This window comes from Pseudomonas artemisiae (genome assembly GCF_057128685.1).
This window is the reverse complement of the sequence record NZ_JBSKHS010000015.1, coordinates 16,234-29,982: the sequence shown is the minus strand read 5'-3', so window position 1 is coordinate 29,982 and position 13,749 is coordinate 16,234. Positions and strand designations below refer to the sequence as shown.

At 59.9% G+C, this 13,749-nt stretch carries 12 protein-coding genes; 7 read left to right on the top strand and 5 right to left on the bottom strand.

The features are described 5' to 3' along the window. The first annotated feature begins 2 nt into the window (after positions 1 to 2). The 7 genes from fabI (at position 3) to ACWKV4_RS16555 (ending at position 6,585) form a co-directional block, all read left to right on the top strand. Positions 3 to 797 carry an enoyl-ACP reductase FabI gene (fabI, locus tag ACWKV4_RS16585; RefSeq protein ID WP_483833227.1) on the top strand — a complete coding sequence of 265 codons (795 nt, stop codon included), beginning with the start codon at positions 3 to 5 and terminating at the stop codon, positions 795 to 797. A gap of 237 nt (positions 798 to 1,034) precedes the next feature. After that, the gene (locus ACWKV4_RS16580; protein WP_483833228.1) at positions 1,035 to 2,039 is read left to right on the top strand and encodes a substrate-binding domain-containing protein; all 1,005 of its coding nucleotides are present in this window, start codon (positions 1,035 to 1,037) and stop codon (positions 2,037 to 2,039) included. Further along, entirely contained in the window at positions 2,039 to 3,043 is a 1,005-nt protein-coding gene (locus ACWKV4_RS16575; RefSeq protein WP_483833229.1) for an ABC transporter substrate-binding protein, read from the top strand. The genes ACWKV4_RS16580 and ACWKV4_RS16575 overlap by 1 nt, the downstream gene beginning before the upstream one ends. Continuing rightward, entirely contained in the window at positions 3,043 to 3,903 is an 861-nt protein-coding gene (locus tag ACWKV4_RS16570; protein ID WP_483833230.1) for an ABC transporter permease, read from the top strand. The genes ACWKV4_RS16575 and ACWKV4_RS16570 overlap by 1 nt, the downstream gene beginning before the upstream one ends. Further along, positions 3,900 to 4,697, top strand: coding sequence for an ABC transporter permease (locus tag ACWKV4_RS16565; RefSeq protein ID WP_483833231.1), 798 nt, complete (start codon positions 3,900 to 3,902; stop codon positions 4,695 to 4,697). The genes ACWKV4_RS16570 and ACWKV4_RS16565 overlap by 4 nt, the downstream gene beginning before the upstream one ends. Further along, the gene (locus ACWKV4_RS16560; protein ID WP_483833232.1) at positions 4,694 to 5,752 is read left to right on the top strand and encodes an ABC transporter ATP-binding protein; all 1,059 of its coding nucleotides are present in this window, start codon (positions 4,694 to 4,696) and stop codon (positions 5,750 to 5,752) included. Before ACWKV4_RS16565 ends, ACWKV4_RS16560 begins: the two co-directional genes overlap by 4 nt. Then, the gene (locus ACWKV4_RS16555; protein WP_483833233.1) at positions 5,749 to 6,585 is read left to right on the top strand and encodes a phosphodiesterase; all 837 of its coding nucleotides are present in this window, start codon (positions 5,749 to 5,751) and stop codon (positions 6,583 to 6,585) included. The genes ACWKV4_RS16560 and ACWKV4_RS16555 overlap by 4 nt, the downstream gene beginning before the upstream one ends. A gap of 81 nt (positions 6,586 to 6,666) precedes the next feature. Here ACWKV4_RS16555 and ACWKV4_RS16550 read toward each other — a convergent pair whose 3' ends face one another. The 5 genes from ACWKV4_RS16550 to clpP form a co-directional block, all read right to left on the bottom strand. Beyond that, a complete protein-coding gene (locus ACWKV4_RS16550) occupies positions 6,667 to 8,541 on the bottom strand; it encodes a SurA N-terminal domain-containing protein (RefSeq protein ID WP_483833234.1) in 1,875 nt (624 codons plus the stop codon). A 150-nt stretch (positions 8,542 to 8,691) separates the two neighbouring features. Next, a complete protein-coding gene (locus ACWKV4_RS16545) occupies positions 8,692 to 8,964 on the bottom strand; it encodes an HU family DNA-binding protein (protein WP_483833235.1) in 273 nt (90 codons plus the stop codon). A gap of 144 nt (positions 8,965 to 9,108) precedes the next feature. Beyond that, positions 9,109 to 11,505, bottom strand: coding sequence for an endopeptidase La (lon, locus tag ACWKV4_RS16540; RefSeq protein ID WP_483833236.1), 2,397 nt, complete (start codon positions 11,503 to 11,505; stop codon positions 9,109 to 9,111). Positions 11,506 to 11,666: 161 nt separating this feature from the next. After that, positions 11,667 to 12,950, bottom strand: coding sequence for an ATP-dependent Clp protease ATP-binding subunit ClpX (gene clpX / locus ACWKV4_RS16535; RefSeq protein WP_483833237.1), 1,284 nt, complete (start codon positions 12,948 to 12,950; stop codon positions 11,667 to 11,669). Positions 12,951 to 13,047: 97 nt separating this feature from the next. Beyond that, positions 13,048 to 13,695 carry an ATP-dependent Clp endopeptidase proteolytic subunit ClpP gene (gene clpP, locus ACWKV4_RS16530; protein ID WP_483833238.1) on the bottom strand — a complete coding sequence of 216 codons (648 nt, stop codon included), beginning with the start codon at positions 13,693 to 13,695 and terminating at the stop codon, positions 13,048 to 13,050. Positions 13,696 to 13,749 lie beyond the last annotated feature (54 nt).

Below are 13,749 nucleotides of genomic sequence, written 5' to 3'. Positions count from 1 at the left end.
ACATGGGTTTTCTCGCCGGTAAGCGCGTACTGATCGTCGGTGTTGCAAGCAAATTGTCCATCGCGTCGGGCATTGCCGCGGCCATGCACCGTGAAGGCGCCGAACTTGCCTTTACCTATCAGAACGAAAAGCTCAAAGGTCGCGTTGAAGAGTTCGCCAGCGGTTGGGGGTCGAACCCTGAGCTGTGCTTCCCGTGCGATGTGGCCAACGACGAAGAGATCGCCAAGGTCTTCGAAGCCCTGGCACAGAAGTGGGATGGCCTGGACTGCATCGTTCACTCCGTGGGTTTCGCCCCAGGCGACCAACTCGACGGCGACTTCACTAGCGCCACCACCCGTGAAGGCTTCCGTATCGCCCACGACATCAGCGCCTACAGCTTCGTGGCCTTGGCCAAGGCTGGCCGCGAACTGATGCAAGGCCGCAATGGCAGCCTGCTGACCCTGTCGTACCTGGGCGCCGAGCGCACCATGCCCAATTACAATGTGATGGGCATGGCCAAGGCCAGCCTGGAAGCCGGCGTGCGTTACCTGGCCCGCAGCCTGGGGGCCGAGGGCACCCGCGTCAACGCCATTTCCGCTGGGCCGATTCGCACCCTGGCTGCCTCGGGCATCAAGAATTTCCGCAAGATGCTGGATGCCAACGAAGCCCAAACCCCATTGCGCCGCAACGTCACCATCGACGAAGTGGGCAATGCTGGCGCCTTCCTTTGCTCGGACCTGGCCTCGGGCATCAGCGGCGAGATCATGTACGTGGACGGCGGCTTCAACACCACTGCCATGGGCGACCTGACCGAGTAATCGATCTAAACGTTCGCAAGGCCGTTCGCCTGAACGGCGGCCTTGCGTGAATGCGCCGGACAGTGGTTGTTCGATACCGCCCCAGGCCTCACTGGCCTGGGGCGTTTTGTTATCGGCGTTCTGAACGCCCCTAGCACAACCCGCCGCAGTCATCGAACTGCAATATAACCATCCTTTTTCTGCCATCAGCGCCCGGCACAATCGCCGCTAAATGAGATCGATCTCAAGCAGGCGGAAATGACGGATTTGAAGGCGGTGGCACACCTGGCAGGCGTATCGCGGGCAACCGCGGCCCGCGCTTTCGCCTCGCCGGACCTGGTGCGCGAGGCCACCCGCGAGCAGGTGTTTGCCGCCGCGCGCGCATTGAGCTTCCGGCCTAACCATATTGGCCGCCAGTTGCGCCAACAGGCCACACGGCTACTGGGCGTGGTTGTGCCTAACCTGCTCAATCCAGTGTTCGCCGAACAATTCCAGGCCATGGAGCGTGCGGCGCGGGCCCAAGGTTACAACCTGCTATTGGCGACTACCGACTACAACGGCGAGCGCGAGGCCGAGGTAGTGGAAGAGCTGCTGCGCCAGCGGGTCGACGGGTTGGCCCTGACCGTGACCGATGCCCATAACAACCCGCTGCTTGACGCCTTAAGCACTGAAGCCACGCCATTCGTGCTCGCCTATCACCAGCCGCAACGCGCCGACTTTAGCGCTGTATCGGTCGACAACCGCGCTGGCATGGCCCTGGCTACCCAATACCTTGTGCAGCATGGCCATCGCCGTATCGGCATGGTAGCAGGCCCTGCCTTGCAATCGGACCGCTCGCGCCTGCGTTACCTGGGGTATTGCGACGCCCTGGGCGCTCACGCTTTGCCTAGCCTGCCGGTCATTGAAATGCCCGCCCATACCCAGGCCGAACTGGCTGCCCTGTTGCCCCACCTCCAGGGCCCTGATCCGCTCACGGCATTGGTGTGTTCCAACGACCTGCTGGCCATCAGCGTGATCGCAGCGCTGCGCCGTAGCGGGCGCCAGGTGCCGCAACACCTGTCGGTGATGGGGTTCGATGGCATTGCCCTGGGTACCCAGATCCACCCGTCACTGTGCTCGGTGGTGCAACCCATCGAAGCGCTTGCCCAGGCACTGATCCGGCAACTGCTGGCACAAATCGGCGGTGCCGCCCCCTGCTCTGTTTGCTTGCCCTGCCACATCCGCCCCGGCGAAAGCATCGCCACCACCTGGAGCACTCTCTGATGAAAAGGTCTGCTAGTACCTTGGCTGCTGTCCTACTGCTGGGCATCGCCCGCCTTGCACCGGCCGCGGAAACAGCCATCTGTTACAACTGCCCACCCGAGTGGGCCGACTGGGGTACACAATTGCAGGCCATTGCCGCCGATACCGGGGTACAGGTGCCGCTGGACAACAAAAACTCCGGGCAAGCGTTAGCCCAATTGGTCGCTGAGCAAGCAGCCCCCATGGACGACGTGGTGTATTACGGCGTGACCTTCGGCCTGCAGGCGCAGAAAGCCGGTGTGCTCGACACCTATAAACCCAAGGGCTGGGACGATATCCCTGCTGGGCTCAAAGACCCTGAAGGGCATTGGTTCGCCATTCACTCCGGCACCCTCGGCCTGATGATCAATGTGGATGCCCTAGGCGGAAAACCGGTGCCCCAGAGTTGGGCGGATTTGCTTAAGCCTGAATACGAAGGCATGGTCGGCTACCTTGACCCTTCCAGTGCGTTTGTGGGTTACGTCACCGCCGTTGCGATCAACCGCGCCATGGGCGGCAGCCTGGACAACTTCGAGCCAGCGCTGGAGTTCTTTCGCAAGCTGGCCAAGAACTCGCCCATCGTGCCTAAGCAAACCGCTTATGCGCGGGTGTTGTCCGGTGAGTTACCGATCCTGGTGGATTACGACTTCAATGCCTATCGGGCACGTTACAAGGACAACGCCAACGTAGCCTTTGTGATCCCGAGCGAGGGCACGGTTTCAGTGCCTTATGTCATGAGCCTGGCTAAAAACGCCCCCCACCGCGCCAATGGCGAAAAAGTGCTCGATTACGTGCTGTCCGATAAGGGCCAGGCGCTTTGGGCCAATGCGTACCTGCGTCCTGTGCGGCCAGTGAAGATGCCCGATGAAGTGGCCAAGCGCTTCCTGCCTGAGGCGGATTACGCCCGGGCCGGCACGGTGGATTACGCTCAAATGGCCGCTGCCCAGGAGGCGTTCAGCGCTCAATACGCACGCGAGGTCAAGTGATGCATACGCGAGCCCGGCCGAACCTTGCCTGGGCCCGCCGCCGCTGGCGGTTGCCACCTTCGGTAGCCCTGGCGCTGGCCCCCGCCCTGGCTGTACTGGCGGCGTTCTGGATATTGCCCCTGGTGCGATTGATCGGGCTTGGCGCCCAGCACCGCGACAACCAGGGCAGCGCTTACTGGCAGGTGTTAAGCAGCGCACACTACATGGGAAGCCTTGCGCAAACCTGCGCGCTGGCCCTGGCCGTCACAGCGGCGGCGTTGCTGATCGGCGCGGTGGTAGGGTGCTTTTTGGCGCGTCAGCGTTTCTGGGGGCGTTCGGCCTTGGTGGCCCTGCTAACCTTCCCTCTGGCCTTCCCAGGTGTAGTGGTAGGGTTTCTTATCATCCTGTTGGGCGGTCGCCAGGGCTTGGCGGCCAGCCTGGGCATGAGCCTGTTCGGCCAGCGCTGGGTCTTTGCCTACTCGCTGATCGGGTTATTTATCGGTTACCTGTATTTCTCCATTCCCCGGGTCATCCTTACCGTGATGGCTGCCTGCGAAACCCTGGACCGCAGCCTTGAGGAAGCGGCGCGCTCACTAGGTGCTCGCCCCTGGCGCGTGGTTCTGGACGTCATCGTGCCGGGGCTGGCGCCGGCGCTGGTGTCCTGCGGGGCCATCTGCTTCGCTACCTCCATGGGCGCGTTTGGCACGGCCTTTACCTTGGGTACCCAGTTGAACGTAACGCCTGTGGCGATCTACAACACGTTTACCAATTACGCTAATTTCGCCATGGCGGCGGCGCTATCGGTGCTGCTAGGCGCGATCACGTGGGCCGCGCTGTTATTGGCCAGACGGCTGATCCGGCAGACGGGGGCTACCTTATGAGGCGCGGCCTAGGTTTTTATGCGCAGTTAGCGTTCGTGTGCTTGATATGCGCCTTTATGCTGGTGCCCGTCGCAATGTCACTACTGGCGGGCCTGACCCGTAATTATTTTCAGGGGGCGCTGGCCAGTGGCTTGACCCTGGATTGGCTTAAGCACGTGTGGGGAGCCTACTCACCTACCATTTGGCTTTCCCTTGAGCTGGCGGTGGCCTGCGGGGCCTGTGTGGTGGTGATAGGCGTGCCTGCGGCCTATGCGCTTGTGCGCATGGATAACCGTTTTAGCCGCGCGTTCGAGGAGCTGATGGTATTGCCTGTGGCCATGCCTGGGCTGGCCAGCGCACTGGCGCTGTTGCTCACCTATGGGCAATTCGGTGCGTTTCGAGGTAGTTGGCTGTTCATCCTGGTGGGGCATGTGATCTTCACCCTGCCCTTTCTGGTTCGCCCAGTGATGGCCGTGATGCAGCGTCAGCAACTGCCACTGCTCGAAGAGGCAGCCGCCAGCCTGGGCGCAGGCCCGGTGCAACGCTTCTTTACCGTGGTACTGCCTAATAGCCGCGCTGGCATCCTGGCCGGCATGCTTATGGTCCTCACCCTGTCCCTAGGGGAATTCAACCTGACCTGGATGCTCCACACCCCCATGACCAAAACCTTGCCCGTGGGCCTGGCAGACAGTTATGCCTCGGCCCGGCTTGAGGTCGCCAGCGCCTATACGCTGATCTTTCTGCTGTTGATCGTTCCACTGCTGATCGTGCTTCAAACCCTCAGCCATCACCTCGCCCGTGGAGACCGCCCATGACCGGCATCGCTATTCGCCTGGAAGGCTGTCGCAAGGCCTTCAACCACGGCACCGTGGCCCTGCATGCCTTAGACCTGCACATTCACCCAGGGGAAACCTTGGCCATTCTGGGCCCCTCTGGCTGCGGCAAAACCACCACCTTGCGCCTGATTGCCGGCCTCGAACACCCCGACTCAGGCCGCGTACTGTTCGACGATCAGGACGTCACTGCCCTGCCCATCGAGCGCCGTGACGTAGGCATGGTATTCCAGAACTATGCGCTGTTCCCCAACCTGGATGTGGCTGGCAATGTTGCTTACGGACTAAAGATCCGCGGCCTGTCAAAGGCCGAGCAGGCCACACGCTGCACCGAGCTTCTGGAGTTGGTCGGTTTGCAGGACCACGGTCGCCGAGCGGTCCATGAACTGTCCGGGGGGCAGCGTCAGCGTGTGGCCCTGGCCCGCGCGCTGGCGCCACGGCCTCGGGTGCTGTTGCTGGATGAACCACTGGCAGCCTTGGACGCCCAACTGCGCGAACGGCTGCGCAGCGAGCTGGATCAATTGCTGCGTCATTTGGGCATCACCGCAGTGTTCGTGACCCACGATCAGGGTGAGGCCATGGCACTGGGTCATCGTATTCTGGTAATGGAGCAAGGCCGCGCTACTCAACTGGCCAGCCCACAGACGATCTACCAACAGCCGGCCAATGCTTTCGTTGCGGGTTTCGTTGGCAACCTTAACGTCTTTCCCGTCGTTGCCCTAGGTGCGAATGGCGCCAAGGTGCAAGGCGGCGAGCTACCCTGGTTAGCGGCCACAGTGCCCGCTACGCTGTACTGTCGCCCCGAGCATTTAAAGGTTGCGCAGGATAATGGCCACCTGCATGGGCACCTGGTTGCGCAGTTTTTCCAGGGTGCCCATAGCCGCCTTATGGTGGATATCGGAGGGGTGCAGCCGTTGCTGGTCGATTGCGAAACGTTCGGTACCCACAGCGTGGGGGACAGGATTGCCCTGAACATCGCGCCCCATCACCTGTTCTGTTTGCAAGGCACGGCCAGCCACGGCGAGGTCAAGCGATGAGCAGCCCCTTCCTGATTGCACAGATCAGCGACCCTCACTTGAAGGCTGGCGGTAAGCTCAGCTACGGCGTGGTCGATACACTGGGGGCGCTGCAACGCCTAGTGGCTCACCTTAATGCCTGTGTGCCCCGACCAGACATAGTGGTCATCAGCGGCGACCTGGTAGATTTCGGTCAAGCTAACGAATACGCCGTGCTAGCCCCTGTGCTGGGCCAACTGGCCATGCCGTTTTACCTGGTACCGGGTAATCATGACGACCGTCAGGCTTTACTGGCAGCATTCGGTTCGCGAGCCTGCTTGCCGGTGAACAACCCCAGCGACACGCTGGATTGGGTAGAAGACGCATTGCCAGTACGGTTGATCGGGCTGGACTCAACAATACCCGGCGCCCATGGCGGGGGCCTGACCGAGCGCCAACTGGCCTGGTTGGATCAACGCTTGACCGAACAGCCTCATACCCCCACGTTACTGGTGCTTCATCACCCGCCGTTTATCACCGGTATCGGCCATATGGACCACGCACCCTTTGCCAACGCAGCTGGCTTCGAAGCCGTGGTCCACCGCCATGCCCACGTAGAGCGGCTTTTGTGCGGGCACCTGCATCGCCCTATCCAGAAGCGCTTTGGCGGCACGGTGGTCAACGTGTGCCCAGGAACGTCCCATCAGATCGTATTGGACCTGCGCCCGGAGGCACCCGCGCATTTCACCCTGGAACCGCCAGGCTACCTGCTGCACCGTTGGCATCCAGAGGAAGGCTTAGTGACCCACCAGGCAATACTTGGCGCCTATCCAGGCCCATACCCGTTCTATGACGCTGGCGGTCTGATCGACTGAGAAACGGCCAGACAAGCCCACGCTTACCGCCATAAAAAAAGGCCGCCGAAGCGACCTTTTATCAGGCACCAAGACGCGCTATCAGTAGCGCTTCACCTCGGCCTTGTCTTGCAACAATTTACGGTACGCCGCGAAGTCCAACTGCCCTTGCCTAGAGGCCAGGGCCTGGCGGTAGGTAGCCTTCTCGGCATCCGTGGGCGTAGCGCCGTCATTCACGCCGTTCAGACGCAGCACCACGAAGCTGCCATCGCGCAGGGCAACGCTGCCATAGGTGGGTTGGCCTTTATCTGCTGGCCGCGCCATGCGGAACACGGCATCCAATACAGCGGCATCATAGCCTTCCTGATTGCGGCTGGAGGCCTCCACGGTCTTCCATGGCTGCCCTTCTTGGGTAGCGGCAGGCTTTACCTTACCCTCACGCAAGCCAGCCACCAGGGCCTCACCCTTGGCCTTTACAGCCTCGGCGGCACGCTCGCGGGCCAGTTCCTTGCGGATCGGTTCGGCCACAGCTTCCAACGCCAGCTGCGCAGGCTTGCGATGCTCTTTGGCGCGGACCACTACAGTGGTGTCCGGGTCCAGTTCGATAGCACTGCTGTTGGCACCCTCTTCCAATACTTCCTGGCTGAAGGCGGCCTGAACCACCGCGCGGTTGGCGGTAATGCCTTGCGCGCCGCCGTCACGACCGAAAGGCTGGGACGTCTGCACCGTCAAGCCAAGGTCCTGAGCCGGTTGTGCCAGGTCTGACGCTTCGAAGGCCGCGTCTTCAAGCTTTTTGGTGGCCTCGACGTAGCGCTGCTCGACTTGCTGGGTTTTCAGTTCACGGGTGAGTTTTTCTTTTACGCTGGCGAAGGCAGGCACCTCGGGCGCCTGCACTCCAAGAAGCTTGATCAGGTGGTAGCCGAACTGAGTGCGAACCGGTTCAGATACCTCATTGGGCTTAAGGGCGTAGAGCGCGCCTTCGAAAGCCTCGTCATACACACCCTTGCCCGCGTAGCCCAAGTCACCACCACTGGCCGCCGACCCTGGGTCCTGGGAGGTTTCCTTGGCTACCTTGGCAAACGCCTCACCCTTGGCCAGACGCTGCTGGATTTCCACGATCCGGGCCTTGGCCTGGGCATCGGTAGTCTTGTCGTTCACTTCCACCAGGATGTGCGCGGCGCGACGCTGCTCAGCCAGGAGGGAGATTTCTTTCTGGTACTGAGCCTGGAGCTCGTCGTCACTCACGTTGACCTGGTCGAAGAAGGCGGACTTTTTCAGTTCCACATAGTCGATGACCACCTGGTCAGGGCTCATGAATTCTTTGGCATGGGCATCGTAATAGGCTTTGACGTCTTCATCGCCGACCTTTATAGCGCCAGGGTCGGCCTTGAGGGTCAGGCTGGCGAAATCACGGGTCTGCTTGTTCAAGCGCGCATAGGCCATCAGGGCGTCTTCAGTGACGAAGCTACTGGCTGCGAGGCCTGCGCGAACCTGGGAAATGAGCATTTCCTCGGCCAGCATCTGGCGGAACTGCAGGCGCGAGAAGCCCAACTGGCGGATGAACTGATCGAAACGCTCGGCGCTGAACTGGCCATCCTGCTGGAACTGCGGGGTTTGCAGAATCTGTTGGTCCACCGCGGTTTCGGTGAACACAAAGCCTTCGTCATGGGCGCCCTGCAACAGCAGCTTACGGTCGATCAGGCCCTTGAGGGCGGCCTCGCGAAGCATTTTGTCATCCAGCAGTGAGGGGTCGAACTCACGCCCCAGTTGCTGCATCAGCTGACGACGCTGCATCTCGACCGCTTGACCTAGCTCGGCCTGGCTGATGGTGTCGCCGTTGACCTTGGCCGCATCCTGGTTGTGGCTGGTGGCGCGGAAGATCGCGTCAAAGCCTGTCAGCGCCATCAAAACTACGATAACGCCGATGATAGTCTTGGCAATCCAGCCTTGTGAATTGTCCCTGATGTTTTGAAGCATGCTTCCCCCAGCAACGACCGGTTACAACCCCGACCGCCCAGAACCCATATGAAAAAAGCGCACCCGAGGATGCGCCTTCTCGTCACTTGTACACCCAGGGCCATCGACATCACACCACCAACGGCCCCAGACCGGCCACGCGTTGGGCCGTCAGTTTACGGCGTCTTTCAGACCCTTGCCCGGTTTGAAGCCAGGCACCTTGGCGGCGGAGATTTCCAAGGCCTTGCCGGTTTGCGGGTTGCGACCCGTACGGGCGGCACGCTCCTTGACCACGAAGGTGCCAAAGCCAACCAGAACGACCGAGTCACCGGACTTCAAGGCGCCAGTCACGGTGTCGATCACAGCGTCCAGCGCTCTGCCTGCAACGGCTTTCGGGATATCAGCGGATGCAGCGATGGCATCGATCAGTTCCGACTTGTTCACTCTAAGTCCCCTTATATCTCTAGTAAGTTATTTCTGAGTTGTTTTTACGCTGAAACGAGTGCCGGACACGCCGCCGACAAAAAAGAGCCGTTTGTTATCACGGCTCAGGAATTCTGTCTGGGAAGCCTCCCGGTGCAAGGGCGCTTAGTGGGTGCTGATTCTTTCTTTGGATTCAGCGTCGCGCTTGTCGTCCTTTGCAACTATCTCGGGAACCACGTCGGGCAAGGGCTCCGGCGCGTATTGCAGCGCAATTTGGAGGACCTCGTCAATCCATTTGACAGGCTTGATCTGCAGATCCTGCTTGATGTTGTCAGGAATTTCCTTGAGGTCACGCACGTTTTCCTCGGGAATGATCACCGTCTTGATTCCACCCCGGTGGGCGGCGAGCAGTTTTTCCTTCAAGCCACCGATGGCCAGTACCTGACCGCGCAAGGTGATCTCACCCGTCATGGCCACATCGGCCCGTACCGGAATCTGGGTAAGCGCCGATACTACCGCGGTGCACATACCCACGCCCGCGCTAGGGCCGTCCTTGGGGGTCGCCCCTTCTGGCATATGGATATGGGTATCACGTTTCTCATGGAAGTCCAGCGGGATGCCCAGGCTCTTGGCACGGCTGCGAACCACTGTCATGGCAGCGGTGATGGACTCGCCCATCACATCGCCCAACGAGCCGGTCTTGATTAGCTGCCCCTTGCCCGGCACCACGGCCGCCTCAATGGTTAGCAACTCTCCGCCCACTTGAGTCCACGCAAGGCCGGTGACCTGCCCAATCTGATCCTGCTGCTCAGCCAGCCCGTAGCGGAACTTGCGCACGCCTAGCAAGTGCTCCAGGGCTTCTGGAGTGACCTTCACCGATACGTTCTTGGCCTGCGCATGTTCCTTGACGACCTTACGGCAGATTTTCGCGATTTGCCGCTCCAGGCTGCGTACACCGGCCTCACGGGTGTAGTAGCGGATGATATCGCGCAGTGCCTGGGTGTCGATTTCCAGCTCAGCCGGCTTTAACCCGTTGGCGGTAATCTGCTTGGGCGTCAGGTAGCGGGTGGCGATGTTGATTTTCTCGTCTTCGGTATAACCGGGTAGACGAATCACTTCCATCCGGTCCAGCAGCGCTGGCGGGATATTCATGGAGTTGGACGTGCACAGGAACATCACGTCCGAGAGGTCGTAGTCCACTTCCAGGTAGTGGTCGTTGAAGCTGTGGTTCTGTTCCGGGTCCAGTACTTCGAGCAAGGCCGAGGCAGGGTCGCCGCGCATGTCGCTGCCCATCTTGTCGATTTCGTCCAGCAGGAACAGCGGGTTGCGCACGCCCACTTTGGTCATCTTTTGGATCAGGCGGCCGGGCATCGACCCGATGTAAGTGCGCCGGTGACCGCGAATCTCAGCTTCGTCCCGCACACCACCCAAGGCCATGCGCACGAACTTGCGATTGGTAGCGTTGGCGATGGATTCGGCTAGCGAAGTCTTGCCCACCCCAGGCGGGCCCACCAGGCACAGCACCGGGCCACGGATTTTCTTTACGCGCTTTTGTACGGCGAGGTACTCGAGGATGCGATCCTTGACTTCTTCAAGACCGTAGTGGTCTGCATCAAGAATCTGTTCGGCACGGGCCAGGTCCAGGCGTACCTTGCTTTGCGCCTTCCACGGCACCTGGGCAAGCCAGTCGATATAGGAGCGCACCACGGTCGCCTCAGCGGACATGGGGGACATCTGCTTGAGCTTGTTCAGCTCAGCGGTGGCCTTGGTCATGGCATCCTTGGGTAGACCGGCGGCATCGATACGCTTTTTCAGCTCTTCGACTTCATTATGGCCTTCGTCGCCGTCACCCAGTTCTTTCTGGATGGCCTTCATTTGCTCGTTGAGGTAGTACTCGCGCTGGCTGCGCTCCATCTGCTTCTTGACTCGGCCACGAATGCGCTTCTCGACCTGCAGCAGGTCGATTTCCGCATCCAGTAAGGCCAGCACCCGCTCCACACGGGTGGAGAGTTCGATGATTTCGAGTATTTCCTGCTTTTGCTCGATCTTCAGCGCCATGTGCGCCGCCATGGTGTCCACCAGGCGGCCAGGCTCGTCGATGCTGTTAAGGGAGGACAGCACTTCAGCGGGGACTTTTTTGCCCAACTGCACATACTGCTCGAACTGAGAAAGCAGGCTGCGCACGAAGACTTCGGCTTCGCGATCAGGGGCCGCGCTTTCTTCGATCAGGCTGACTTGCGCACGCACATGGCCTTCGACGTCGATGAACTTTTCTACCGCGCCGCGCTGTTCACCTTCGACCAGCACTTTAACGGTACCGTCAGGCAACTTGAGCAGTTGCAGTACCGTGGCCACGGTGCCAACACGATACAACGCATCTTCACCTGGGTCGTCGTCCCCAGGATTTCGTTGGGCCAGCAGCAAAATCTGCTTTTCGCCCGCCATCGCAGCTTCTAGCGCCTCGATGGATTTCTCGCGTCCCACAAACAATGGGATCACCATATGCGGATAGACCACCACATCACGCAATGGCAGGAGAGGCAATTCGATGGTCGTCTTCATGGTTTCGCCTCTTCAGCGGCGCCGGGCCGCTCACAGATGAAATAAGCCAAGGGCTAATCTGGGGGTAGCCTTTGGAAAAAACAAGCGCAAGCCCATAACAAAGAAAGGGCCCTAAGGCCCTTTCTGCTATCGCTCAGCCTAAAAAGCCGGCAACACGTGCGTTAAGCATCAGGCGCTGCCTTGGCTGGCGGCTCACTGTTCTCGTAAATCAACAGCGGCTTGGACGTACCTTCGATCACGCTTTCGTCGATGACTACCTTGCTGACATCCTTCTGAGAGGGGATTTCATACATGGTGTCAAGCAAGATACCTTCGAGGATGGAACGCAAGCCGCGGGCACCGGTTTTGCGCTCCAATGCCTTGCGCGCTACCGACTCGAGGGCCTCGCTACGGAACTCCAGGGCCACGCCTTCCATTTCGAACAGCTTGCCGTACTGCTTGGACAGCGCGTTCTTGGGCTCGGTCAGGATTTGTACCAAGGCAGCTTCATCCAACTCGTCCAAGGTAGCCAATACCGGAAGGCGGCCCACGAACTCAGGAATCAGGCCAAACTTGACCAGGTCGTCTGGCTCTACTTCGCGCAGGGATTCGCCAACCTTTTTGCCCTCTTCACGGCTACGAACCTCGGCGTTGAAGCCGATACCGCCCTTTGTAGAACGGTTCTGAATGACCTTTTCCAAGCCAGAGAACGCGCCGCCGCAGATGAACAGAATGTTGCGGGTATCGACCTGCAGGAATTCCTGCTGAGGATGCTTACGGCCACCTTGCGGCGGAACCGAGGCGACGGTGCCCTCGATCAACTTGAGCAAGGCCTGCTGCACGCCCTCACCGGACACATCCCGGGTGATGGACGGGTTATCGGACTTGCGGGAAATCTTGTCGATTTCATCGATGTAGACAATGCCCATCTGGGCCTTTTCTACGTCGTAATCGCATTTCTGCAGAAGCTTCTGAATGATGTTCTCTACATCCTCGCCTACATAACCCGCTTCGGTAAGCGTGGTAGCGTCGGCAATGGTGAAAGGCACATTAAGCAGGCGAGCAAGGGTTTCAGCGAGTAGGGTTTTGCCCGAACCTGTGGGCCCGATCAGCAAGATGTTGCTCTTGCCCAACTCTACATCGTCGTTTTTCTTGTCGCGCTGATTCAGCCGCTTGTAGTGGTTGTACACCGCGACCGCAAGGACCTTCTTAGCACGCTGCTGACCAATGACGTACTGGTCGAGGATGCCGCTGATTTCCTTGGGCGATGGCAACTTGTGAGCGCTGCTTTCTGCCTGTGCCTCTTGCACCTCCTCGCGGATGATGTCGTTGCACAGGTCGACGCACTCGTCACAGATGAAGACAGAGGGGCCGGCAATCAATTTGCGTACTTCATGCTGGCTTTTGCCGCAGAAGGAGCAATAAAGCAGTTTGCCGTTGTCCTCGCCGTTGCGGGTGTCAGTCATTCGATCTATCCAATCCTGTAGGCTTGAAACACAAGATGAAGGCAATCGCGGGCTTTTTCAAGCCCGCCAATGGCAGGGAAACCCCACTACGCCGGATTCACGCCTTTTGAGCAGGCATTTGCCGCTTGTCCAGAACGGAGTCCACCAGGCCATACTCAGCCGCGCGGGGTGCGCTCATGAAGTTATCGCGGTTCGTATCCTGCTCGATGGTTTCGATGCTCTGGCCGGTGTGGTACGCCAGCAGTTCGTTGAGGCGAGCGCGGATGGACAGAATTTCACGGGCATGGATGTCGATGTCCGACGCCTGGCCCTGGAACCCGCCCAACGGCTGGTGAATCATCATGCGGGAGTTAGGCAGGCAATGACGCTTGCCCTTGGCCCCACCGGCCAGCAGGAACGCGCCCATGCTGCAGGCTTGGCCAATGCAGATGGTGGACACGTCTGGCTTGATGAACTGCATGGTGTCGTAGATGGACATCCCCGCGGTCACCGAACCACCTGGCGAGTTAATGTACAGGTGGATGTCCTTGTCGGGGTTTTCAGCCTCGAGGAACAGCAACTGCGCCGCGACCAGGTTGGCCATGTAGTCTTCTACCGGCCCGATCAGGAAAATCACCCGCTCCTTGAGGAGGCGTGAGTAGATGTCGTAGGCGCGCTCACCACGCGCCGACTGCTCGACGACCATCGGGACCAGGCCGCCAGCGGCCTGGATATCAGAGTTTTGAATAAACGAATTGCGGGACATGCCAGCACTCACTCCCAATTAGTCATGACTTAGATACGCATAAGCCAGCGCGAA